The following is a 25,503-nucleotide window of genomic DNA, read 5'->3' as shown; positions in this document are numbered from 1 at the left end:
TTTAAAAAAATAAATGATCCATGCTTAAATTCTCTCCGTTAGTCATGATGTAAACGTCAAATAAACATAAATAAAAGGAGAGAATAACATGAAGATGAAAAAAGCACTGATTGCTGTACCGCTCAGTTTTTCCCTGCTGATTCCGGCTTTTGGAACAGTGAACGCAGAAGATCACGGAGGCAGCCACGGCGGAAGCCACAGCGGCATGGCATCAGCAGAGGTTTCAAACCCTGCGATTGATCTTCGGGCATCCCTTGATGCAATCCTCTCAGAGCATGCATACTTAGCGGTTGTTGCGATGCAAAAAGGCATTGACGGCAAGGAAGATTTTGAAGCGGCTGCGGGACAGCTTAATAAGAATACAGAAGATTTATCGGCAGCTGTCGGATCTGTTTATGGTGAAGAAGCCGGAAATCAATTCAAAGAGATTTGGAGCAGCCACATCGGCTATTTCGTGGACTATGTAACGGCAACAGCTGAAAACAATGAAGAAGGCAGAAAACAGGCACTTGCTGAACTTGACGAATACCGTGCAGAACAAGCGAAGTTTCTCGATACAGCAACAGAAGGCCGCCTGAAAGCAGCAGATCTTGAAGCAGGTCTTAAAGTTCACGTTGACCAGCTGATCGGGGCTTTTGAAAGCTACAGAGCGGGCGAGTATGATAAAGCATATGATGATGTAACAGAATCTATGCACCATATGTTTGGAGTGGGCAAAGGTCTTTCATGGGCCATCACTGACCAGTTCCCTGAGAAATTTGAAAATACATCTCCTGACACACCTGCTGCTGACTTGCGCGCAAATTTGAATCAAGTATTTTCTGAACATGCAGCACTTGCGGCATTGACAATGCAAAAAGGAATTGACGGAGCAAAAGACTTTGATGCGGCGGCGGCAGCACTGAACGAAAACACAGATGATCTGACAGCGGCTGTTGAATCTGTCTACGGTGCTGAAGGAGCTGCACAGTTTAAAGAAATCTGGAGCAGCCACATCGGCTACTTTGTTGACTATGTGACAGCAACTGCCGAAAACAATGAAGCGGGTAAGGAAGAAGCGGTAGCGGAGCTTGATGCTTACCGTGCAGAACAGGCGGCATTCCTTGACGCTGCAACAGAAGGCAGACTGAAAGCGGCCGACCTCGAGGCGGGTCTCAAAGAGCATGTTGACCAGCTTCTTGCCGCATTTAACAGCTACACAGGAAAAGACTATCCTGCAGCCTATGAAAATATCCATGTTGCGTATTCGCACATGTTCGGAGTAGGCCAGGCCCTGTCAGGCGCCATTACGGATCAATTCCCTGAAAAGTTTGAAGGGCAAAAGCCTTCTGACATGCCGAAAACAGGCATGGGCGGCATGAGCCAGTCAAACAGCAGCGTCATTATGTGGGCTGTATTCGGATTTATCTTAGCCTCTGCAGCGATCGCAATGATTGCACGCAAAAAATCAGTGAAAAACTAAGGGCTGGAGCGGAAGTTTTAAGCAAGGTCCGCCTTATTTGAAAAATAAGAGTAAAAGAACTGTGATCCCTGCCGAAAAGGCAGGGATTATTCGGTTTTTCGGGATATTTCTATGAAATTGACGTGTAATGTCATAGGTTTATTGATATAATGGAGAGTAGGCTATTATTCAATTATCGGAAAGACTTACATATTTAAGGTCTTATATATTTCAGCATGAACATCATTACAAAAACTTTTAACTCCCGTTTTTTATGGAGCTAGATAGATTAGGGAGGTTCAACTCATGGAAGAAAACAAAACACCTAACGTGAAAGAGATTAATATCAGTCACGAGATGCGTTCTTCTTTTCTCGATTATGCGATGAGCGTTATCGTTTCGCGCGCTCTTCCGGACGTTCGTGACGGCCTGAAGCCTGTTCACCGCCGGATTCTCTACGCGATGAATGACCTTGGCATGACATCGGACAAACCGTTCAAAAAGTCTGCACGTATCGTCGGTGAAGTAATCGGGAAGTATCATCCGCACGGCGACAGCGCCGTTTACGACTCTATGGTCCGGATGGCGCAGGATTTCAACTTCCGCTATATGCTTGTCGACGGTCACGGGAACTTTGGTTCAGTTGACGGTGACGGTGCGGCAGCGATGCGTTATACAGAAGCCCGCATGTCGAAGATCGCGATGGAGCTTCTCCGCGATATTAACAAAGACACCATCGATTATCAGGACAACTATGACGGGTCTGAACGTGAACCTGTCGTGCTTCCTTCAAGGTTCCCTAATCTTCTGGTAAACGGAGCAGCGGGGATTGCTGTCGGCATGGCGACAAACATTCCGCCTCATCAGCTTGGAGAAGTCATCGACGGGGTGCTTGCTGTCAGCAAAGATCCGGAAGTGAGCATACAGGAGCTTATGGAAATCATTCCGGGCCCGGACTTCCCTACTGCAGGACAGATTATCGGCAGAAGCGGCATCCGCAAAGCGTATGAGACCGGCCGGGGATCGATCACCATCAGAGCAAAAGTTGAAATTGAACAAAAAGCGTCAGGCAAGGAAGTCATTATCGTTAAAGAGCTTCCTTATCAGGTGAACAAAGCGAAGCTGATCGAAAAAATTGCAGAGCTTGTACGCGACAAAAAGATCGAAGGCATCACTGACTTAAGGGACGAATCAGACCGAAACGGCATGCGTATTGTCATTGAAGTCCGCAAAGATGCAAATTCAAATGTCCTTTTGAACAATCTTTTTAAACAGACGGCTCTTCAGACAAGCTTCGGCATCAACATGCTTGCCCTTGTAGGAGGACAGCCTCAGGTTCTGAACCTGAAGCAGTTCCTTGTCTATTATCTGGACCATCAAAAGGTGATTATCCGCCGCCGCACAGCCTTTGAGCTGCGCAAAGCGGAAGCGCGTGCGCATATCCTGGAAGGTCTCCGGATTGCACTTGATCATCTGGATGAAGTGATCGCACTTATCCGTGCCTCGCAGACAACAGATATCGCTAAACAGGGATTGATGGACAACTTCTCTCTTTCTGAAAAACAGGCACAGGCTATTCTTGATATGCGTCTTCAGCGCTTAACTGGACTTGAGCGCGAAAAGATTGAAGAAGAATACCAGAGTCTTGTTAAACTGATCGCAGAACTGAAGGCGATTCTTGCAGATGATGAGAAAGTTCTTGAAATCATCCGCGAGGAGCTGGAAGAAATTAAGGAGCGCTTCAATGATGTGCGCCGTACGGAGATTGTAACCGGCGGCATCGAAATGATTGAAGACGAAGACTTAATTCCTGTTGAAAACATCGTGATCACGCTGACGCACAACGGCTATATCAAGAGACTTCCAATCTCGACATACCGAAGCCAGAGAAGGGGCGGACGGGGGATTCAGGGAATGGGCACGAATGAAGATGATTTCGTCGAACATCTGCTCACAACCTCAACCCATGACACGATTCTGTTCTTCACGAACAAAGGAAAGGTTTACCGTACAAAAGGCTACGAGATTCCTGAGTACGGAAGAACGGCAAAAGGTCTGCCGATCATTAACCTGCTTGAGATTGAAAAAGGGGAATGGGTCAATGCCATCATTCCTGTTTCAGAATTTGCAGATGACTGGTCACTCTTCTTCACAACGAAAGAAGGAATCTCAAAACGGTCTCCCCTTTCTCAATTTGCCAACATCAGAAAAGGCGGCCTGATTGCTGTCAATCTGCGCGAAGCAGATGAGCTGATTTCGGTAAGGCTGACGGACGGAACGAAACACATCATGATCGGAACGAAAAAGGGAATGCTGATCCGCTTCCCTGAAACAGACGTCCGCTCAATGGGCCGGACGGCTACAGGTGTAAAAGGCATTACGCTTGATGCGGATGACGAAGTTGTCGGCATGGAGATCCTGGAAGAGGACGCAGACGTTCTGACTGTCACGCGAAACGGATTCGGCAAGCGGACGCCTGCAGCTGAATACCGCGTGCAAAGCCGTGGCGGAAAAGGGATTAAAACATGTAATGTAACCGAAAAGAACGGTACTGTCATATCTGTTAAGCCTTCAACAGGAGAAGAGGACCTGATGCTGATTACAGCAAGCGGCGTTCTGATCCGGATGGCGATTGACAGCATCTCGACAACGGGACGAAACACACAGGGCGTCAAGCTGATTAAGCTTGGTGGCGAAGAACACGTTGCAACAGTAGCGGTAGTGGAAAAAGAAGAACTGGAACCTGAAGAGGATCTGACAGAAGAACAGATTCAGGATCCTGAATCTGAAGCACCGCCGGAAGATCCATCAGGCACTGAAGAATAAGGAGGAAAAGTACAGCTTAAGCTGTACTTTTTTTCTGTCTTTTTTATTCAATAAATCCATATCCTTCTAAAAAGATTGGGTTATAATCAGGTTGGGAGGGATTCATGTGAGGGTCCATATCAATCAGATAAATGAGGGGAACATCTTGCTGAAGGATGTTCTTTCAGCATCGGGTAAACCGCTTATGCGGAAACATACTGTCCTTAAACGGGAACTGATCGATGTTTTGCATGCATTTTTAATAGAGACAGTAGAAATAGAATCATCCAGCGAGACCGAGCAGGACAAAAACGTTCCGGCGGACAAGTCTGTTACCTCGTTTGGGACTGTCTACCATGCTGCAGTCAATGGCTTTAAAAAACTGTATGCGGACTGGCATTCAGGTGCTTCAGTTGACATCTCAAAGGTTAGAAATCTTCTGATTCCTGCTGTGGAACATATCCTGCAACACCCGTCAGAAGTGTTTAAAACAACCGGATATTCAGGAGAAGAAGACTATCTCTACCATCAATCTGTATCAGCGGCGCTTCTTAGCGCAAGCCTCGCCAAATCTTCAGGCTTCCCGCACGGTGACGTGATTCAGATTGCAATGACAGGACTGCTTTGCGACTGCGGACTGACTAAGCTTGATCAGGGGTTTATTCAGAAAAAAAGAGCTCTGACCGCAAAAGAATTTGACGAAATCAAACAGCATCCTGTACACAGCTATAAAATGCTCAAAAACATTGTATCTTTAAAAGAAGCTGTCAAAATCGGCGTCCTGCAGCATCATGAACGAATGGACGGAAGCGGGTATCCCCTCGGCACTAAAGGAGACCAGCTTCATCCTTACGGGAGGATTGCAGCGCTTGCCCACGCCTATCAGGCCATGGTCAGCAGCAGGCCGTACAGAGACCGCCAGTCTCCATTTCACGTTCTAGAGCAGCTGATGGAAGATGAGTTTGGCAGATTTGACCTCTCAGCTCTTAAATCATTGAGAAAAGGACTGCTGACATTCAGCAGCGGGACAATCGTCAGGCTGTCTGATGGGCGAACAGCAGAAATTGTCTTTATAGAAGATCACCAGCCTGCAAGACCTCTTGTGAAGCTTCAGGACAGCGGGGAAATGATTGCTCTAAAAGAATACAGACAGCTATATATAGAAGAAATACTATAAGAGCAATTTTTTGCTCTTTTTTTATTGCTTATTTAAAAGAATGCTGATATAATTCTAAAAGTCAGTAAGAAAGCCACTACATAAGCGAGTTTAGCAAAAAAACATTTTCAAAATGTTATTGACTTAATGGGCTTTAGAGTGATATACTGATTAGGTCGCTTCGAGATGAAACGACACAAAAAGTTCTTTGAAAACTAAACAAAACCAAAAGCGTACCAAACGTTTTAAATTTTTTAAGTCAGCAACATTTATGAGTCACAAATTTTCTTCGGAGAGTTTGATCCTGGCTCAGGACGAACGCTGGCGGCGTGCCTAATACATGCAAGTCGAGCGGACCTCTTCGGAGGTCAGCGGCGGACGGGTGAGTAACACGTGGGCAACCTGCCTGTAAGACTGGGATAACTCCGGGAAACCGGAGCTAATACCGGATACTATGTCAAACCGCATGGTTTGACATTCAAAGACGGTTTCGGCTGTCACTTACAGATGGGCCCGCGGCGCATTAGCTAGTTGGTGAGGTAATGGCTCACCAAGGCAACGATGCGTAGCCGACCTGAGAGGGTGATCGGCCACACTGGGACTGAGACACGGCCCAGACTCCTACGGGAGGCAGCAGTAGGGAATCTTCCGCAATGGACGAAAGTCTGACGGAGCAACGCCGCGTGAGTGATGAAGGTTTTCGGATCGTAAAACTCTGTTGTCAGGGAAGAACAAGTGCCGGAGTAACTGCCGGCGCCTTGACGGTACCTGACCAGAAAGCCACGGCTAACTACGTGCCAGCAGCCGCGGTAATACGTAGGTGGCAAGCGTTGTCCGGAATTATTGGGCGTAAAGCGCGCGCAGGCGGTTTCTTAAGTCTGATGTGAAAGCCCCCGGCTCAACCGGGGAGGGTCATTGGAAACTGGGAAACTTGAGTGCAGAAGAGGAGAGTGGAATTCCACGTGTAGCGGTGAAATGCGTAGAGATGTGGAGGAACACCAGTGGCGAAGGCGACTCTCTGGTCTGTAACTGACGCTGAGGCGCGAAAGCGTGGGGAGCGAACAGGATTAGATACCCTGGTAGTCCACGCCGTAAACGATGAGTGCTAAGTGTTAGAGGGTTTCCGCCCTTTAGTGCTGCAGCTAACGCATTAAGCACTCCGCCTGGGGAGTACGGTCGCAAGACTGAAACTCAAAGGAATTGACGGGGGCCCGCACAAGCGGTGGAGCATGTGGTTTAATTCGAAGCAACGCGAAGAACCTTACCAGGTCTTGACATCCTTTGCCACTTCTAGAGATAGAAGGTTCCCCTTCGGGGGACAAAGTGACAGGTGGTGCATGGTTGTCGTCAGCTCGTGTCGTGAGATGTTGGGTTAAGTCCCGCAACGAGCGCAACCCTTGATCTTAGTTGCCAGCATTCAGTTGGGCACTCTAAGGTGACTGCCGGTGACAAACCGGAGGAAGGTGGGGATGACGTCAAATCATCATGCCCCTTATGACCTGGGCTACACACGTGCTACAATGGATGGTACAAAGGGCTGCGAGACCGCGAGGTTTAGCCAATCCCATAAAACCATTCTCAGTTCGGATTGCAGGCTGCAACTCGCCTGCATGAAGCTGGAATCGCTAGTAATCGCGGATCAGCATGCCGCGGTGAATACGTTCCCGGGCCTTGTACACACCGCCCGTCACACCACGAGAGTTTGCAACACCCGAAGTCGGTGGGGTAACCGCAAGGAGCCAGCCGCCTAAGGTGGGGTAGATGATTGGGGTGAAGTCGTAACAAGGTAGCCGTATCGGAAGGTGCGGCTGGATCACCTCCTTTCTAAGGATATGAGGTCGCTTTTGGTTTTTGTTTAGTTTTGAGAGAACTTTGTTCTCCATTTAAATAGGAAGTTTACTTTACAAGTAAGCGAGAACGTCATGCGCGTGCTTTTTTGTTCGTCGCAATCGTCTCTTTTATCCTTATATGAGATGGGCCTATAGCTCAGCTGGTTAGAGCGCACGCCTGATAAGCGTGAGGTCGATGGTTCGAGTCCATTTAGGCCCACCATCTATTTAATACGGGGCCTTAGCTCAGCTGGGAGAGCGCCTGCCTTGCACGCAGGAGGTCAGCGGTTCGATCCCGCTAGGCTCCACCAAGAAAGTTGTTCTTTGAAAACTGGATAACGTAATTGATAACAAGTAATTCACTGAGATTTACGCTTACCATAGTGATTTTCTTAGACTTTACAGTCTAAACAAACGATTGACCAATTTTGGTTAAGTTATGAAGGGCGCACGGTGGATGCCTTGGCACTAGGAGCCGATGAAGGACGGGACTAACACCGATATGCTTTGGGGAGCTGTAAGTAAGCTTTGATCCAGAGATTTCCGAATGGGGAAACCCACTGTTCGTAATGGAACAGTATCTTTACCTGAATACATAGGGTACTGAAGGCAGACCCGGGGAACTGAAACATCTAAGTACCCGGAGGAAGAGAAAGCAAATGCGATTTCCCAAGTAGCGGCGAGCGAAACGGAATCAGCCCAAACCAAGAGGCTTGCCTCTTGGGGTTGTAGGACACTCTATACGGAGTTACAAAGGAACGGGGTAGATGAAGCGGCCTGGAAAGGCCTGTCATAGAAGGTAAAAACCCTGTAGTCGAAACTTCGTTCCCTCCAGAGTGGATCCTGAGTACGGCGGGACACGTGAAATCCCGTCGGAATCCGGGAGGACCATCTCCCAAGGCTAAATACTACCTAGTGACCGATAGTGAACCAGTACCGTGAGGGAAAGGTGAAAAGCACCCCGGAAGGGGAGTGAAAAGATCCTGAAACCGTGTGCTTACAAGTAGTCAGAGCCCGTTAACGGGTGATGGCGTGCCTTTTGTAGAATGAACCGGCGAGTTACGATCCCGTGCAAGGTTAAGTTGATGAGACGGAGCCGCAGCGAAAGCGAGTCTGAATAGGGCGAATTAGTACGTGGTCGTAGACCCGAAACCAGGTGATCTACCCATGTCCAGGGTGAAGTTCAGGTAACACTGAATGGAGGCCCGAACCCACGCACGTTGAAAAGTGCGGGGATGAGGTGTGGGTAGCGGAGAAATTCCAATCGAACTTGGAGATAGCTGGTTCTCTCCGAAATAGCTTTAGGGCTAGCCTCGAGTATGAGAGTCTTGGAGGTAGAGCACTGATTGGACTAGGGGCCCTCATCGGGTTACCGAATTCAGTCAAACTCCGAATGCCAAAGACTTGCTCCTCGGGAGTCAGACTGCGAGTGATAAGATCCGTAGTCAAGAGGGAAACAGCCCAGACCGCCAGCTAAGGTCCCAAAGTATACGTTAAGTGGAAAAGGATGTGGAGTTGCTTAGACAACCAGGATGTTGGCTTAGAAGCAGCCACCATTTAAAGAGTGCGTAATAGCTCACTGGTCGAGTGACTCTGCGCCGAAAATGTACCGGGGCTAAACGTATCACCGAAGCTGCGGACTGTTCTTACGAACAGTGGTAGGAGAGCGTTCTAAGGGCGTCGAAGCCAGACCGGAAGGACTGGTGGAGCGCTTAGAAGTGAGAATGCCGGTATGAGTAGCGAAAGAGGGGTGAGAATCCCCTCCACCGAATGCCTAAGGTTTCCTGAGGAAGGCTCGTCCGCTCAGGGTTAGTCGGGACCTAAGCCGAGGCCGAAAGGCGTAGGCGATGGACAACAGGTTGATATTCCTGTACCACCTCCTCACCATTTGAGCAATGGGGGGACGCAGGAGGATAGGGCAAGCGCGCTGTTGGATATGCGCGTCCAAGCAGTTAGGCCGGGAAGTAGGCAAATCCGCTTCCCATATAAGGCTGAGCTGTGATGGCGAGGGAAATTTAGTACCGAAGTTCCTGATTCCACACTGCCAAGAAAAGCCTCTAGCGAGGTGAGAGGTGCCCGTACCGCAAACCGACACAGGTAGGCGAGGAGAGAATCCTAAGGTGAGCGAGAGAACTCTCGTTAAGGAACTCGGCAAAATGACCCCGTAACTTCGGGAGAAGGGGTGCTTTTTAGGGTGAATAGCCCTGAAAAGCCGCAGTGAATAGGCCCAGGCGACTGTTTAGCAAAAACACAGGTCTCTGCGAAGCCGCAAGGCGAAGTATAGGGGCTGACGCCTGCCCGGTGCTGGAAGGTTAAGGGGAGAGGTTAGCGCAAGCGAAGCTTTGAACCGAAGCCCCAGTAAACGGCGGCCGTAACTATAACGGTCCTAAGGTAGCGAAATTCCTTGTCGGGTAAGTTCCGACCCGCACGAAAGGCGTAACGATCTGGGCACTGTCTCAACGAGAGACTCGGTGAAATTATAGTACCTGTGAAGATGCAGGTTACCCGCGACAGGACGGAAAGACCCCGTGGAGCTTTACTGCAGCCTGATATTGAATTTTGGTACAGCTTGTACAGGATAGGTAGGAGCCTTGGAAACCGGAGCGCCAGCTTCGGTGGAGGCATTGGTGGGATACTACCCTTGCTGTATTGAAATTCTAACCCGCAGCCCTTACCGGGCTGGGAGACAGTGTCAGGCGGGCAGTTTGACTGGGGCGGTCGCCTCCTAAAATGTAACGGAGGCGCCCAAAGGTTCCCTCAGAATGGTTGGAAATCATTCGCAGAGTGTAAAGGCACAAGGGAGCTTGACTGCGAGACCTACAAGTCGAGCAGGGACGAAAGTCGGGCTTAGTGATCCGGTGGTTCCGCATGGAAGGGCCATCGCTCAACGGATAAAAGCTACCCCGGGGATAACAGGCTTATCTCCCCCAAGAGTCCACATCGACGGGGAGGTTTGGCACCTCGATGTCGGCTCATCGCATCCTGGGGCTGTAGTCGGTCCCAAGGGTTGGGCTGTTCGCCCATTAAAGCGGTACGCGAGCTGGGTTCAGAACGTCGTGAGACAGTTCGGTCCCTATCCGTCGTGGGCGCAGGAAATTTGAGAGGAGCTGTCCTTAGTACGAGAGGACCGGGATGGACGCACCGCTGGTGTACCAGTTGTCTTGCCAAAGGCATCGCTGGGTAGCTATGTGCGGAAGGGATAAGTGCTGAAAGCATCTAAGCATGAAGCCCCCCTCAAGATGAGATTTCCCATCACATTTGTGAGTAAGAACCCTGAAAGATGATCAGGTTGATAGGTCTGAGGTGGAAGCGCGGTGACGTGTGGAGCTGACAGATACTAATCGTTCGAGGACTTAACCACAGTATAACTAAGCGTAAATTGCACGTGAATCTTGTTATCAAACGTTACTCAGTTTTGAAAGAATAACTTCTTTCAACCAATTGCATATTGTCTGGTGATGATGGCAAAGAGGTCACACCCGTTCCCATGCCGAACACGGAAGTTAAGCTCTTTAGCGCCGATGGTAGTTGGGGGTTTCCCCCTGTGAGAGTAGGACGTTGCCAGGCACGCAGAAAAGAGGACAGCAGAGATGCTGTTCTTTTTTGTTGTTCGGAAAAGAATAGGATGTAGGTAAATTTAACCTGGGCAAGGTTATTTGCGCCAGAAATAATGAGTGATGGTAATCAATCACCTGAATCGTACCCTGCTAAACCGTAAAACGATATCAAAGGGTAAGCAAACATCCGAATCGTACCCTGTAAAACTGTAAAACGATATTAGAGGGTAAGCAAAGTCTCGAATCGTACCCTGTAAAACCGTAAATCGATATTAGAGGGTAAGCAAAGTCTCGAATCGTACCCTGTAAAACCGTAAATCGATATCCGAGGGTAAGCAACCGCCCGAATCTTACCCTGCAAAACCGTAAAACGATATTAGAGTATATGCAAAGCCTGCAATCGTACCCTCCAAACTGTAAAACGATATCTGAGGGTAACCAAGCAGCTTGGAACATACCCCTACATACTCTGCTCCCGCATCTGATTCAAAAAGGTCAGTGCCATCCGTGGGATTTTATCCTTTGTGGCTTCAAGGAAACGGACGATGAAGACATAGTCATCCTGGGAATGGCTGAGCATCAGTTCGTACCACCACTCTGTTTCATATCTTGAGATCATGCTGAGATTGTACAGCAGGAGATAGTGCGCAAGAAACTCAGGCAGACCGGCCAGATCATTCAGCGATGCCGGCAAACTGTACGTGTACGTCTGCTGGTTATATAAGAAGGGCGGGCTGCTGAAAGCGTTAAAAGACCCCGGCAGAAGCAATGAGATAACCTCATCTGTCTCACCGGCTTTATCAAGCTGAAAGTGATGCTGCAAGTAGTCAGTCATCCTCTCCGGTGTCATGTGAAAGGAAACTGCCGCATCTTTCGGAAGATGAATGTGTTGATCGTTCACCTGAATTTCGATATGTACGTCTTTTTGTTTATGCATTTTAAACAGATCACCGAGCTCTGGCACTCTTTTCAAAAGCTCGTGCATGGAGTACTTGTCATTCTCCACGTGCTGAAGGCTGTAAAGGTGGGAGGCAGCATGGGCAAACAGGCCGTTCCTTTGTATTTTCACTTCGTCCTGCAGAAAACGGTAGTGCTGTTTTTTGCGTTTGCGAGAAGATACTCCGTGTGCAAGGACAGAGGATGCAGCAGGGTATTCCGGATCTTTTGTCAGGATGCAGGCCTTTATGAGCTGGGCCATACCGTAGAAAAGCAGCATGGGCTTTACGGGCAGTGACGCGTTTTCAGCTGAGAGATAAAAGTTTTCTGCATGCTTCAGATGATACACAAACGGGTAGCTGTTTTGATAAGAGAGTTCTGCCGGCAGTGACTGGCTGGATTTTTGATAACATTTTTCCAGGAATTTTTGGACCGTTTCTGTTGTTTGGTAGGATTTAAGCTGATTCCACGCGTTTGCTGCAGTCACTTTGCAGACCTCCTTATTGTCGAAATTTTTAAACTCTTTTACCTGTTCTTGACAGTGGCTAGGCAAGTTGTTAATCTACTAATAATATTTTGCCGTAAAGAGGGGGATTTCATGATGTGGGAAAGTAAATTTGTTAAAGAAGGTTTGACGTTTGACGATGTATTGCTTGTTCCGGCTAAATCTGAAGTACTGCCAAGGGATGTAGATTTAAGTGTCAGCTTAACACCGACTCTTAAGCTTAATGTTCCGATTATCAGTGCAGGCATGGATACGGTGACGGAAGCTCAGCTTGCGATTTCGATGGCAAGACAGGGCGGCATGGGCATTATCCACAAAAACATGTCCATTGAGCAGCAGGCAGAACAGGTTGATAAGGTAAAGCGTTCTGAACGGGGTGTTATTACAAACCCATTCTTTTTAACTCCTGACCACCAGGTATATGATGCGGAGCATTTGATGGGAAAATACCGCATTTCAGGTGTTCCTGTCGTCAACAATGAAGACGAGCAAAAGCTAGTCGGCATCATTACAAACCGGGATATGCGTTTTATTCAGGATTTCTCCATCAAGATCTCAGAGGTTATGACAAAAGATAACCTTGTAACGGCAGCTGTCGGAACAACGTTAAAGGATGCAGAGAGCATTCTTCAAAAACACAAAATCGAAAAACTTCCTCTTGTTGATGATGAAGGTGTTTTAAAAGGATTAATCACGATTAAAGATATTGAAAAAGTCATCGAGTTCCCAAACTCTGCAAAAGATGAACACGGCCGCCTTCTTGTAGGTGCAGCCGTAGGTGTGACGTCAGATACGATGACCCGCGTTAGAAAACTTGTTGAAGCCAATGTTGATGCGATTGTAGTTGATACGGCACACGGTCATTCAAAAGGCGTTCTCGACATGGTCAAAACGATCAGAAGCGAGTTCCCTGAACTGAATATTATCGCCGGAAACGTGGCGACTGCAGAAGCGACAAGAGCTCTTGCTGAAGCCGGAGCGAATGTTGTAAAAGTCGGAATCGGACCTGGATCAATCTGTACAACACGTGTTGTTGCAGGCGTAGGTGTTCCTCAGATCACGGCTGTATACGACTGTGCGACAGAAGCAAGAAACCTCGGCATTACTATTATCGCAGACGGCGGCATTAAATATTCAGGCGACATCGTAAAAGCACTTGCTTCAGGCGGACATGCTGTTATGCTCGGAAGCCTTCTTGCAGGAACATCTGAAAGCCCGGGCGAAACAGAGATCTACCAAGGCAGACGCTTTAAAGTCTACCGCGGCATGGGGTCTGTCGGCGCCATGGAAAAAGGAAGCAAGGACCGCTACTTCCAGGAAGACAACAAGAAGTTTGTTCCGGAAGGCATTGAGGGCAGAACGCCTTATAAAGGACCTCTTTCAGATACGATTTATCAGCTTGTCGGGGGCATCCGCTCAGGCATGGGCTACTGCGGAACAGCCAATCTTGAAGAGCTTCGCGAAAACACCCAGTTTGTCCGCATGACCGGCGCAGGTCTCCGCGAAAGCCACCCGCATGATGTTCAGATTACAAAAGAATCACCTAACTACTCGTTATCATAAGATTTTTAGGCCGTTTGACCTGAAATGTAATACAATGTTCAATCTTTAGGACAGAGTCTCAGACTCTGTCTATTTTTTTTAATCATAGTGTGATAAAATCGACTTTGTTGTTTGTAAATAAGGTCAATTATTGAATAAAAAAATAGATAAAAAACGGTGGAGGTTATGAAGTTGAGCAACATGAAAGTAAAATGCCTGCTGTCTGTTTTTCTTGCGGCTGTTCTGGCAGTGACTGCAGTATTGCCGGGTACAGGAGCAAAAGCGGCAGAGAACGATCCAGTTGGAGTAAATGCAAAAGGAGCCATTTTAGTAGAGGCATCTACAGGAAAGATCCTGTACGGCAAAAATGCCGATGAGCTTCTGCCGATCGCAAGTATGGCAAAAATCATGACAGAATACCTTGTTCTTGAAGCTGTAAACGAAGGGAAAATCAAGTGGGATCAAACCTATACACCGAGTGACTATGTTTACAGCATCTCCCAAAACCGCAGCCTCTCAAATGTTCCATTGCGAAAAGACGGTACATACAATGTAAAAGAACTCTTTGAAGCAATGAGCATTTACTCTGCAAACGGTGCAGCGATCGGTCTTGCTGAAATTGTAGCAGGATCTGAATCGAATTTTGTTAAATTGATGAATGAAAAAGCGAAAGATCTTGGTCTTAAAAACTATGAATTTGTAAACTCAACTGGTCTTGATAATGGAGACCTGATTGGACAGCATCCTGAAGGAACGAGTGCAGATGCTGAAAACAAAATGTCAGCACGCGACATGGCTCTTCTTTCACAAAAACTCATTAATGACTATCCGGAAGTGCTTGAAACAGCAAGCATTCCAAGAAAAACCTTCAGAGAAGGAACAGATGATGCGATTAAAATGGATAACTGGAACTGGATGCTTGAAGGCCTTCTTTTTGAAACAGAAGGCGTTGACGGCCTGAAAACGGGTTCCACGAAATCTGCAGGTTCATCTTTCACTGCTACAGCTGAACGAAATGACATGCGTGTCATTACGGTTGTTTTAAATGCACAGGGCAGCGACGGACTTCACACTCCGCGCTTTAAAGAAACAAAAAAGATGATTGATTATGCGTACAATAACTTCAAGATGGAAGAAGTATATCCTGAAAACTATCAAATCAAAGACAAATCAAACCTTTCTGTTGTGAAAGGAAAAGAAAAAGAAGTGGCTGTTGCAACAAATGAGCCGTTGTCTCTAGTTGTTAAAAACGGCGAAAAAAATGCGTACAAGCCAAGCTACGTTTTTGATGAGAAGAAAGTTAATGCTGAAAATGAAGTCCAGGCGCCGGTGAAAAAAGGCGAAAAGATCGGCTCTATGACCGTTCAATACAGCGGTGAAGGCCAGGATTTTGGTTTCCTTGAAGAAAAAAGCGAAGCAAGCGTTGACCTTGTCACAAAGAGCAGCGTTGAGAAAGCGAACTGGTTTGTCCTTTCCATGAGAGGAATCGGAGGATTCTTTGCAGGATTATGGGGCACAGTGACAGATACCGTAACTGGCTGGTTTTAAAGGAAAGAGATTTGCTCAAATCGGGCAAATCTCTTTTTTTACAATAATTTCTTTTAAAGGAAATATGACAGCCGTTTGTTTGAAATGTTACTATTATTCCGTTAATTTTGATAGGATTTTTTGATAACTTAGTTTAGAATAAGCTATATGTGCTAGATCAATTTTTATCTATTACGAGGGGGATATAGAATGAACAATACAGGTACTGACCGCGTAAAGCGCGGCATGGCAGAAATGCAAAAAGGCGGCGTCATCATGGATGTTGTGAACGCTGAACAGGCTAAAATTGCAGAGGAAGCAGGCGCAGTTGCCGTTATGGCGCTTGAGCGCGTTCCTGCGGACATCCGCGCAGCAGGCGGAGTTGCCCGCATGGCAGATCCGACAATTGTTGAGGCGGTTATGGGAGCAGTATCCATTCCTGTTATGGCAAAAGCGCGCATCGGACATATTGTAGAAGCACGCGTATTAGAAGCTATGGGTGTTGATTATATCGATGAGAGTGAAGTATTGACTCCTGCTGATGAAGAATATCACTTGAACAAGCGCGACTTCACTGTACCGTTTGTCTGCGGATGCCGTGATTTAGGCGAAGCGACAAGACGTATTGCAGAAGGAGCTTCTATGCTCCGCACAAAAGGCGAGCCGGGAACAGGCAACATTGTTGAGGCTGTCCGCCACATGCGCAAAGTAAATGGACAAGTACGCAGAATCGCAAGCATGAGCACAGACGAGCTGATGACAGAAGCGAAGCTGTTAGGTGCGCCTTATGAGCTTCTTCTTCAAATTAAACATGAAGGACGCCTTCCGGTAGTTAACTTTGCAGCAGGCGGAGTGGCAACACCTGCAGATGCTGCTCTAATGATGCAGCTTGGTGCTGACGGAGTATTTGTCGGATCTGGTATCTTCAAGTCAGAAAATCCTGCTAAATTTGCACGTGCGATTGTTGAAGCAACAACTCATTTTGAAGATTATGAGTTGATTGCAAGCCTTTCTAAAGGTCTTGGAACGGCAATGAAAGGCATCGAGATCTCAACACTGCTTCCTGAAAACAGAATGCAGGAGCGCGGCTGGTAATCACAAAGGAGTAGAAGAGTCATGCTTAAAATTGGTGTACTTGGCCTTCAGGGTGCCGTCAGAGAGCACATCCGCTCCATTGAGGAAAGCGGAGCTGAAGGGATCGTTGTCAAACGGACTGAGCAGCTTGATGAGCTTGACGGTCTGATTATTCCGGGCGGTGAAAGCACGACGATGCGACGCCTGATTGATAAATACGGGTTCATGGGTCCCTTAAAAACGTTTGCTGCACAAGGAAAACCGATGTTCGGAACGTGTGCAGGCCTGATTCTTCTTGCGAAAAACATTGTCGGATATGAAGAAGGCCATCTTGGTGTCATGGATGTAACCGTCGAACGGAATTCCTTCGGGCGTCAGCGCGACAGTTTTGAAGCGGAGCTTAACATCACGGATGTAGCAGAAGACTTCACCGGGGTTTTCATCAGAGCCCCTCATATTGTGGAGGTTGGAGAAGACGTTGAGATCCTTTCTAAACACGATGGACGCATTGTCGCTGCAAGACAGGGCCAGTTCCTTGGCTGCTCCTTCCATCCGGAATTAACGGATGATCACAGGATGACAGGTCTTTTTGTCCGCATGGCGGAACAGGCAAAAGAAAAATTAAGCGTATAAAACCCTTGCAACCGTATCAAACTTGTAGTAAATTATGAATTACTTAAATAAGCACAACGTGATGACAGGAACCAGTAGCAAGTGTTTCTTTCCAAAGAGAGCCGGTGGCAGGTGCGAACCGGTGTGAGAGCCTTGTGAATCCATCCTTGAATGATGTATTGAAATCTTCGGAGACTAGATATGTCCGGAACAGGCCGTTATCCTGCTAAGAGGAAGGCGCAGGATTCTGCCTTCAATTAGGGTGGCAACGCGGATACAACTTCCGTCCCTTTACCAGGGACGGGAGTTTTTTATTTGCAAAAAAAAGATAAAGGAGTGTTTAGGATGCTGGATATTAAATACTTGCGGGCTAATTTTGAAGAGGTAAAAGAAAAGCTCTCTCATCGCGGAGAAGATTTAGGCGACTTTGCCAAATTTGAAGAGCTTGACCAAAAACGCCGTGATCTGATTTCTGAGGTTGAGGTTTATAAAAGCAAACGCAACGAGGTTTCCGGCCAAATTGCCGTCATGAAGCGCGAAAAGCAGGATGCCGATCACCTGATTAAAGAGATGCGTGAAGTTGGCGACAAGGTGAAGGAAATGGATGAAGAGCTCAGACAAGTAGAAGCTGAGCTTGAAAACCTGATGCTGTCTATCCCGAACATTCCCCACGAAAGTGTGCCGGTCGGTGAAACGGAGGATGATAACATTCTTCACCGCGAGTGGGGCGAAGTTCCGTCATTTGCATACGAGCCGAAGCCTCACTGGGATGTAGCCGACCATTTGGGAATCCTTGATTTTGAGCGTGCAGGAAAAGTAACAGGAAGCCGCTTTGTTTTTTACAAAGGTCTTGGTGCCCGTCTTGAGCGTGCGCTGATCAGCTTCATGCTTGATCTTCATATTGATGAGCACGGCTATACGGAAGTTCTTCCTCCGTACATCGTCAACAGAGCGAGCATGACGGGTACAGGACAGCTTCCGAAGTTTGAGGAAGATGCATTCAAAATTGCAGACGAGGAGTACTTTCTGATCCCGACTGCTGAGGTACCGGTTACGAACATGCACCGCGAAGAAATCATGTCTGTCGATCAGCTGCCGATCAACTATGCAGCGTTCAGCTCTTGCTTCCGTTCTGAAGCAGGTTCTGCGGGAAGAGATACAAGAGGTCTGATCCGCCAGCATCAATTTAACAAAGTAGAGCTTGTGAAATTCGTAAAACCGGAAGACTCTTACGATGAGCTTGAAAAACTGACAGGACACGCTGAAAAGGTTCTGCAGCTTCTTGGACTTCCGTACCGCGTTCTGAGAATGTGCACAGCTGATCTCGGATTTACGGCTGCGAAAAAATACGACATCGAAGTATGGATTCCGAGCCAGGAAACATACCGCGAAATTTCTTCTTGCAGTAACTTTGAAGCGTTCCAGGCACGCCGTGCAGGCATCCGCTTCAGACGCGAGCCTAAAGGAAAACCTGAGTTTGTTCACACACTGAACGGTTCAGGACTTGCCATCGGACGCACGGTTGCAGCGATTCTTGAAAATTACCAGCAGGAAGACGGGACAGTCATCATCCCTGAAGTTCTGCGTCCATACATGGGTAACAGAGAAGTTCTATCAAGATAATGGTTTGTTATACTGGAGGGCCCAAACAGCCGTTTTGGCCCTCTGATTTTTTTCGAAAAAAGTTTTTTAGAAACGTTGACAGGCATATTTTCTATATGATATATTAATTCTTGTCAGTACGGAGGTATACCCAAGTCTGGCTGAAGGGATCGGTCTTGAAAACCGACAGGGGGGTCAAACCCCGCGGGGGTTCGAATCCCTCTACCTCCTCCATTTTAAATATAAATTCCGGTTATTACGCGCATAATAATTGGAGATTGAATTGAAGGCCGCTGCTTTTGCAGCGGTCTTTTTGTATCTATTCAATGTTTTGTTCAGAGTTTAGGCGGGTTCGCTATCAAAGAACAGTAAATCCTGTAATGGAACACACACTAAAAGCATAAATCTCCGATGGCACTCCGATAATACTGACTGTTGTAAAGAATGCAAGACAGCCGCACACGTTTAAAACGACCAGGTTATTAAGACCCGTCAGACCGTCAACGAGCAAGCTGACATTCAAACCAAATCTTGAGGCAAATAAAAGGTCTTCTGCTATGTTTTCTGCACAGCACCCGCAGCACGTTCTCTTTTTCCTGTCCAAAGAATTCAGGCATGCCGCCCCCGCGCTCTGCAGGAAGCTGAACTCAGGGCTGCCGGCAGCAGCACTGACTCCTGCTGTTTTACAAATCTGAACGGTCGTATTTGGCCGGGGGGCAAGTTGACCCAGTCCCCGGAATGTAAAAGCTCCGCATTCGTTTACACTTGTGATAATCTGATCTCTAAAGGGATTGACCAGCGATGGGGAACCAGTCAGATAAATATCAATACCGGTAGTATCTTCTGCTGTAGTTTGAAAGACCCTCAGGCTTTCAAGCAGTGCAGCCAGATCTCTTGTGCAGCAGTCGCAGTCATCATTGCATTTTTCCTCTTTTTTACTGCCCGAGTATCCACAGTCTCTCTTTTCTTTGCAATCTTTGCATGTACAGCCCTTCTCGCAGTATTCTTTCAAAGGTTTTTTCTCCTTTTCGCAGCAGCAAGTCACATTTACCGTAACACCGCTGACATCAGTTGTGATGGTCTGGTTGTTAGTCAGAGGAGAATGATTGGTGTGCCCTCCTATTGTTTGTGCTCCCTGAGTCTGATCTCCATGGCGCTGCCGCTGAGTCTGACTTTCAAGCGTTTGCTCCTGATTAGGATTTAAAATAGGATTTTGATTGGCATTTTGCTGCAGGTCCTGTTCAGTTCCTTCAAGAAACGGATTTTGCATAGCTGTCTGAGACTGATCCTGGGTGTGCCCGGTCTGGTCCTTTTCTTGGAATTGATCCATTCTATGCCCGGATTTTACGGATTTATTAAAGTTTACCTTTCCCATGTCTCGCTTCTCCTTTTTAAATACCAGCATTCGTCTATTAAGATATTCACCTGTATCGCACAAGTGCCGGAGTGAGGAGCAGTTGGTTTTTTGCCTGTAATTCGGCAACAAAAAAAGCCTTTCGAAAAAGGCTTAAATCGGTTATTTTTTCAGCAGTCTGGTCTGCTCAATAAAATGGGCAACGCGCTCAACGATCGGCTCGATGGAACCTTCGTCATTCATGATGTCGTAATCATTGATGTTCAGGCGCAGCACCGGGCACGCATTGAAGTTGTTGATCCAGTCTTCATAGCGGCGGTGCATTTCTTCCCAGTAGGCAACAGGTGTCTGCTGCTCCATCGGGCGTCCGCGCTCTTTGATGCGGGACAGAATGTCGTCAAGGCTGCCTTCGAGGTAAATCAGAAGGTCAGGGTGAGGGAAGTAAGGCGTCATGACCATCGCATCGAAAAGATTCGTGTAGGTTTCATAATCAACTTCTGTCATCGTCCCTTTTTCGTAGTGCATTTTTGCGAAAATGCCTGTGTCTTCATAAATGGAACGGTCCTGAATAAATCCGCCGCCATATTCAAAGATGCGCTTTTGCTCTTTGAAGCGTTCTGCGAGGAAGTAGATCTGCAGGTGGAAGCTCCATCTTTCAAAATCTGCGTAAAACTTATCAAGATACGGATTTGTATCTACTTTTTCAAATGAGGTGCGGAAGTTCAGGGCATTTGCAAGCGCATTGGTCATCGTCGACTTGCCGACGCCGACAGTGCCCGCTATAGTAATCACAGCATTGTTCGGTATGCTGTATTTTTCTCTCAAATTCATTTAGCTTTAGCTCCTTCGTGTAAAGATTCATCCAGACGCTTAAAGATATAGGCCAAATCTTTTTCGTTTTGGACAAAATCAAGCTCGTCCCCGCTGAACCTCAGTACAGGGATGGACGGGTGTTCCTTTTCCCATTGTGACATGGCCACTTCATAATCCTCGGACAGCTGCTTCAGGTATCCCGGTTCTATCTTTTTCTCGATCTCTCTTCCGCGCTTGTCGATTCTCGCGAGAAGCGTTTCAAGACTTGCATCTAAGTATATGATCAAGTTTGGTTTTGGCATGTCGCTTGTCAAAATGGAATATATGTCGAGGTATTTATCGTATTGTTCTTTTTTAAGAGTGCGCTTTGCAAAAATGAGGTTTTTATAGATATGGTAATCTGCCACAACCGGCTGACTCTTTTTCAAAAACAACTGGGCAATATCTTCTAGCTGCTTATATCGGTTACAGAGGAAGAACATTTCTGTCTGGAAGCTCCACTCTTCGATGTTTTCATAAAATTTGCCGAGAAACGGATTTTCATCCACAATTTCTTTCAGCAAATGAAAGTGATAGTGTTCTGCTATCGCCTTTGCAAGTGAAGTTTTCCCTACGCCAATCGGTCCTTCCACAGTAATAAACGGTACGCCATTCATCACGTGTCCTCCTACGCAAAAAAATCTATCAAAACAGACAAATTTCATTGTATCACAGTGTTAATAGGAAAAGAGCGGGCATTTCCCAAAAAAGAAAAGTTTCCAATTATCCTGCCATGGAAAGGAGGGAATTATGCCGGTCCGCATCACTGCAGAAAAGCGTTCTAGCTTTACTTTGAACTCTTGCCTCATTTGTTTCATTTTCCGTATGATAGATTCGGAATAGTACTAATATTCATAAAATGGAGGGATTTTTATGCGTGAGGAAACAGTTGCAATGGATGCAGTGACAGAGGATTTTTTTCCGGTAAAAGATGTTGATTATTTGGAAATGTATTCAGGAAATGCCAAGCAGTCTGCGCATTATTTCTGTACGGCTTTCGGATTTAAGCTTGTCGCCTACTCCGGTCTTGAAACCGGCAACAGAGAGACAGTCTCCTACGTCCTGCAGCAGCAAAAAGTCCGTCTGATGATTACAGGTTCTTTGAATGATACCTCACGTGTCGCTGAATTTGTTAAAAAACATGGTGACGGAGTAAGGGATATTGCCCTTGTCGTGGATAATGTTGAAAAGGCTTACAAAGGGGCTGTTGAGCGGGGAGCCATTTCGATCACCCCTCCATTTGAATTAAAGGATGACCATGGAATAGTAAAAAAAGCTGTTATCGGCACGTACGGGGACACCATTCATTCTCTTATTGAGAGAAAAGAGTACAAGGGTGTTTTTATGCCGGGGTATGAAAAAGCGGAAATGAGGATTCCTTATACAGAAGCCGGCATTATCGGGGTTGATCATGTCGTTGGAAATGTAGAAAGCATGCAGGAATGGGTTTCCTATTATGAGAAAGTCATGGGCTTTAAGGAAATGAGGCATTTCACAGATTCGGATATCAGTACAGAATATTCTTCTCTTATGTCAAAGGTGATGCACAACGGCGGCCGGATCAAGTTTCCGATTAACGAGCCGGCTGAAGGAAAACGAAAATCTCAAATCCAGGAATACCTTGAGTTCTTCAAAGGACCGGGCGTGCAGCATTTGGCTATTTTAACGGAGGATATTGTTTCAACAGTCGCCATCCTGAAGAAAAATGGTGTTGAGTTCCTGAATACTCCTGATGCTTACTATGAAACGCTGAGCGAGCGGGTAGGGGATATAGACGAAGAAATTGATAAGCTGAAAGAACTGAACATTCTGGTAGACCGCGATGATGAAGGATATCTGCTGCAGATCTTCACAAAGCCGATTGTCGACCGTCCAACGGTTTTCATTGAAGTCATTCAGAGAAAAGGGGCAAAAGGTTTCGGAGACGGAAACTTCAAAGCGCTCTTTGAGTCGATTGAAAGAGAGCAGGAGCGGCGGGGAAATCTGTAAACGCGGAAGGTGATGGACATGGATGTAAAGCCTGACTCGCTCCATTGGAAAGATGCCTATAAGCTCATGATCGGTTCGATTTTGCCGAGGCCGATTGCGTTTGTTTCTACATTAGATGAAAACGGGACGGCCAATCTCGCACCGTTCAGCTTTTTCACGGCGATCTCAGCAGAACCGATGATGGTCTGTTTTTCTCCCATGAGAAGGGGGACAGACGGAACGAAAAAAGATACACTTCTTAACATTGAACAGACGAAAGAGTTTGTCATTAATATCGTCAGCGAAGAGATTGGCGAACAGATGAATCTGTGTGCCGGAGAATTCCCGCGGGATGCGGACGAATTTGAGGAGAGCGGGCTGACGAAAATAACCAGCGCTGCTGTTTCGCCTCCAAGGGTAAAGGAAAGTCTTGTGCACTTGGAGTGCATTCTTCATGACGTCCTTCACTTTGGAGAGCATGCCGGGGCCGGAAGTCTTGTAATCGGCAAGGTCGTTCACGTCCATGTTGACGATGCCCTTTTCTATGACGGCAAAATTGATACAGGGAAGCTGAATCCGATTGGCCGCCTGGCGGGGAATCAGTATACAAAGCCGATGAGTGACACATTTGAAATTGTCAGAAGGTGATGGGATGAAATTTGTGACCTTTCAAACGGGTGATCAACAACTGAGGGCAGGATGGATACAGGGAGATTTGATCATCGATATGCATGCGGCAAGCGGGGGGTATTTGCCTCGGGATCTTCTCCGTCTGATAGCGGACTATGAACGGTATACTGATTTCATCAGGAGTCTTAAACCATTTCGTGCCGGGGATGCAGGGGTTTATGAGCTTGAGGAGGAAAGGCTTGCAGCTCCTCTTCCAAGGCCGCTGAGCATCCGTGATTTTTATGCGTTTGAGCAGCACGTGAAAACAGCACGGGGGAAAAGAGGGCTTGACGTTGTGCCTGAATGGTATCAGTTTCCGGTTTTTTATTTTTCAAATCATCTGGCTGTTAAAGGGCCGGGGGATGCCATCGAAGTTCCTCCCGGATGCGGGGCTTTGGATTATGAGCTTGAGATTGCCTGCGTGATTGGAAAAGAAGGCTGTGATATTCCGGCTGAGCGCGCAGGTGAGTATATATTCGGGTACTTTATTATGAACGACTGGAGTGCACGCGATCTTCAGCAGGCAGAGATGAAAGTCGGCCTCGGTCCTGCAAAAGGAAAGGATTTTGCGACCTCGCTCGGTCCTTTTCTTGTAACCGCGGATGAACTCGGACCAAAGCTTGATCTCGAGATGAAAGCAGCTGTTAATGGTAAGCAGCTCTCAAGGGGCAACGTACGGGATTGCTATTATTCGTTTGGCGAAATGATTGAACGGGCATCAGCCGGAGTGACGCTGTATCCGGGAGAGGTCATTGGTTCAGGCACTGTGGGCACAGGCTGTATTCTTGAGCTTGGAGAAGAGGTGCACCGTTATTTGCAGCCTGGGGATGAAGTTGAACTGACAATTGAGGGCCTTGGTTCTCTGAAAAACAAAATCACAGCTAAAAGTAGGTGAGAGGATGTATTACCGGACTCTTGGCACGATCCCGCATAAGAGGCACACAATGTTTAAAAAAGAAGACGGCAGCCTGTACAGGGAACAGGTGATGGGAACGAAAGGCTTTTCAGGGGTGCAGTCGATTCTCTATCATCATTATATGCCGACTGAAGTGGTGAAATCTGAGCTGCTGCAGCCGTGCATGCCGGAATATGAAAAGACAGATTCATTAAAGCACAGGCACTTTTTCACAGATGCTGTGACAGAGAAGGGGGATGCCCTGAGTGCCAGGGAGTATCTTCTGGGAAATGACGATCTTTTAATAGGCGTCATCAAAGCAGATAAGCCAATGTCCTCTTTTTACCGCAACGGAGATGGCGACGAGCTGTTTTTTGTCCACGAAGGGAGCGGAAAAGTGGAGACGATGTTCGGTGTGATCACCTATCGTTCAGGAGATTACATCTTGATTCCCATCGGGACGATTTACAGAATTCAACCTGAGACAGAGACAGCCTTTCTCGTCGTTGAATCGTGCAGTCAGATTACGACGCCGAAGCGGTACAGAAACGAGTACGGTCAGCTGCTTGAGCACAGCCCGTTTTGCGAGAGGGATTTTCGCGGTCCTGAGGAACTCATTACCTTTGATGAGCGGGGAGAGTTCGAAGTTCTGACAAAATCCAGAGGATATATGCACAGGCACATCCTGGGGCATCACCCTTTTGATGTCGTCGGGTGGGACGGCTATTTGTATCCATGGGCGTTTAACATTGAAGATTTTGAGCCGATTACAGGCCGTATCCATCAGCCGCCGCCTGTTCACCAGACGTTTGAAGGGCACAATTTTGTTGTCTGTTCCTTTGTGCCGCGGATGTACGACTATCATCCGGAGAGCATTCCGGCTCCTTATTATCACAGCAATGTGAACAGTGATGAGCTTCTTTACTATGCTGAAGGAAATTTCATGAGCAGAAAAGGAATTAAGCGTGGATCGATCACGCTTCATCCGAGCGGCATTCCCCATGGGCCTCATCCAGGGAAGACGGAAGCAAGCATCGGGAAAAAAGATACCCTGGAGCTTGCTGTCATGATTGATACGTTCCGGCCGCTTAACGTTGTGAAGAAAGCACAGGAAATTGAAGATAAAGACTATATGTATACATGGATTGAATAGGAAAGCAATCAGAAAAAGCAGCCTGG

At 47.2% G+C, this 25,503-nt stretch carries 16 protein-coding genes, 3 tRNA genes, 3 rRNA genes and 1 other annotated feature; of the genes, 18 read left to right on the top strand and 4 right to left on the bottom strand.

The window, feature by feature from the left end; genetic code table 11:
- Positions 1-88 precede the first annotated feature (88 nt).
- The 8 genes from RKD52_RS00480 to rrf all read left to right on the top strand — a co-directional run bounded on the left by RKD52_RS00480 (position 89) and on the right by rrf (position 10,798).
- Positions 89-1,462 carry a copper amine oxidase gene (locus RKD52_RS00480; protein WP_454098233.1) on the top strand — a complete coding sequence of 458 codons (1,374 nt, stop codon included), beginning with the start codon at positions 89-91 and terminating at the stop codon, positions 1,460-1,462.
- Between the two features lie 285 nt (positions 1,463-1,747).
- A complete protein-coding gene (gene gyrA / locus RKD52_RS00475; RefSeq protein WP_454098232.1) occupies positions 1,748-4,267 on the top strand; it encodes a DNA gyrase subunit A in 2,520 nt (839 codons plus the stop codon).
- 106 nt (positions 4,268-4,373) lie between these two features.
- Positions 4,374-5,423: an HD-GYP domain-containing protein gene (locus RKD52_RS00470; protein WP_454098231.1), complete on the top strand. Its 1,050-nt coding sequence runs from the start codon at positions 4,374-4,376 to the stop codon at positions 5,421-5,423.
- Positions 5,424-5,688: 265 nt separating this feature from the next.
- A 16S ribosomal RNA gene (locus RKD52_RS00465) occupies positions 5,689-7,226 on the top strand.
- Positions 7,227-7,377: 151 nt separating this feature from the next.
- A tRNA-Ile gene (locus RKD52_RS00460) sits at positions 7,378-7,454 on the top strand.
- A 12-nt stretch (positions 7,455-7,466) separates the two neighbouring features.
- A tRNA-Ala gene (locus RKD52_RS00455) sits at positions 7,467-7,542 on the top strand.
- Between the two features lie 119 nt (positions 7,543-7,661).
- Positions 7,662-10,592 (top strand): 23S ribosomal RNA (locus tag RKD52_RS00450).
- 90 nt (positions 10,593-10,682) lie between these two features.
- Positions 10,683-10,798 (top strand): 5S ribosomal RNA (gene rrf, locus RKD52_RS00445).
- The 16S, 23S and 5S rRNA genes sit together here with 2 tRNA genes alongside, the layout of an rRNA operon.
- A gap of 450 nt (positions 10,799-11,248) precedes the next feature.
- On the opposite strand, the gene RKD52_RS00440 is transcribed toward rrf, so the two are convergent.
- A complete protein-coding gene (locus RKD52_RS00440) occupies positions 11,249-12,211 on the bottom strand; it encodes a YaaC family protein (RefSeq protein WP_454098230.1) in 963 nt (320 codons plus the stop codon).
- A 114-nt stretch (positions 12,212-12,325) separates the two neighbouring features.
- Here RKD52_RS00440 and guaB point away from each other — a divergent pair, with 114 nt between their 5' ends.
- The 6 genes from guaB to RKD52_RS00410 all read left to right on the top strand — a co-directional run bounded on the left by guaB (position 12,326) and on the right by RKD52_RS00410 (position 18,820).
- The gene (gene guaB, locus RKD52_RS00435; RefSeq protein ID WP_454101111.1) at positions 12,326-13,792 is read left to right on the top strand and encodes an IMP dehydrogenase; all 1,467 of its coding nucleotides are present in this window, start codon (positions 12,326-12,328) and stop codon (positions 13,790-13,792) included.
- Between the two features lie 171 nt (positions 13,793-13,963).
- A complete protein-coding gene (locus RKD52_RS00430; RefSeq protein ID WP_454098229.1) occupies positions 13,964-15,319 on the top strand; it encodes a serine hydrolase in 1,356 nt (451 codons plus the stop codon).
- Between the two features lie 189 nt (positions 15,320-15,508).
- Positions 15,509-16,393 (top strand): pyridoxal 5'-phosphate synthase lyase subunit PdxS, encoded by an 885-nt coding sequence (gene pdxS / locus RKD52_RS00425; RefSeq protein ID WP_029566299.1) that lies wholly within the window; start codon positions 15,509-15,511, stop codon positions 16,391-16,393.
- A 21-nt stretch (positions 16,394-16,414) separates the two neighbouring features.
- The gene (gene pdxT, locus RKD52_RS00420) at positions 16,415-17,005 is read left to right on the top strand and encodes a pyridoxal 5'-phosphate synthase glutaminase subunit PdxT (RefSeq protein WP_369736184.1); all 591 of its coding nucleotides are present in this window, start codon (positions 16,415-16,417) and stop codon (positions 17,003-17,005) included.
- 52 nt (positions 17,006-17,057) lie between these two features.
- Positions 17,058-17,278, top strand: a binding site (T-box leader).
- A 51-nt stretch (positions 17,279-17,329) separates the two neighbouring features.
- Positions 17,330-18,607: a serine--tRNA ligase gene (gene serS / locus RKD52_RS00415; RefSeq protein WP_454098228.1), complete on the top strand. Its 1,278-nt coding sequence runs from the start codon at positions 17,330-17,332 to the stop codon at positions 18,605-18,607.
- A 120-nt stretch (positions 18,608-18,727) separates the two neighbouring features.
- Positions 18,728-18,820: transfer RNA gene (locus RKD52_RS00410), tRNA-Ser, on the top strand.
- Between the two features lie 124 nt (positions 18,821-18,944).
- Here RKD52_RS00410 and RKD52_RS00405 read toward each other — a convergent pair.
- The 3 genes from RKD52_RS00405 to RKD52_RS00395 form a co-directional block, all read right to left on the bottom strand.
- Positions 18,945-19,961 (bottom strand): hypothetical protein, encoded by a 1,017-nt coding sequence (locus RKD52_RS00405; RefSeq protein ID WP_454098227.1) that lies wholly within the window; start codon positions 19,959-19,961, stop codon positions 18,945-18,947.
- A gap of 141 nt (positions 19,962-20,102) precedes the next feature.
- Complete coding sequence (locus RKD52_RS00400) at positions 20,103-20,771, bottom strand: deoxynucleoside kinase (RefSeq protein WP_029286435.1); 669 nt, start codon at positions 20,769-20,771, stop codon at positions 20,103-20,105.
- Entirely contained in the window at positions 20,768-21,409 is a 642-nt protein-coding gene (locus RKD52_RS00395; protein WP_282035412.1) for a deoxynucleoside kinase, read from the bottom strand. The genes RKD52_RS00400 and RKD52_RS00395 overlap by 4 nt, the downstream gene beginning before the upstream one ends.
- Before the next feature lie 256 nt (positions 21,410-21,665).
- Between RKD52_RS00395 and hppD the strand changes: the two genes are divergently transcribed.
- Genes hppD through RKD52_RS00375 form a run of 4 tightly spaced genes read left to right on the top strand, consistent with a single transcriptional unit; the run spans position 21,666 to position 25,477 of the window.
- The gene (gene hppD, locus RKD52_RS00390) at positions 21,666-22,781 is read left to right on the top strand and encodes a 4-hydroxyphenylpyruvate dioxygenase (protein WP_454098226.1); all 1,116 of its coding nucleotides are present in this window, start codon (positions 21,666-21,668) and stop codon (positions 22,779-22,781) included.
- Between the two features lie 18 nt (positions 22,782-22,799).
- Positions 22,800-23,408 carry a flavin reductase family protein gene (locus RKD52_RS00385; protein ID WP_454098225.1) on the top strand — a complete coding sequence of 203 codons (609 nt, stop codon included), beginning with the start codon at positions 22,800-22,802 and terminating at the stop codon, positions 23,406-23,408.
- Between the two features lie 4 nt (positions 23,409-23,412).
- Entirely contained in the window at positions 23,413-24,324 is a 912-nt protein-coding gene (locus tag RKD52_RS00380) for a fumarylacetoacetate hydrolase family protein (protein ID WP_454098224.1), read from the top strand.
- Between the two features lie 4 nt (positions 24,325-24,328).
- Entirely contained in the window at positions 24,329-25,477 is a 1,149-nt protein-coding gene (locus tag RKD52_RS00375; protein WP_454098223.1) for a homogentisate 1,2-dioxygenase, read from the top strand.
- Positions 25,478-25,503: the final 26 nt, after the last annotated feature.

It is taken from the genome of Metabacillus sp. SLBN-84 (assembly GCF_053629595.1).
Note: the sequence above shows the minus strand (reverse complement) of the source record. Positions and strands in the feature narration are given on the sequence as shown.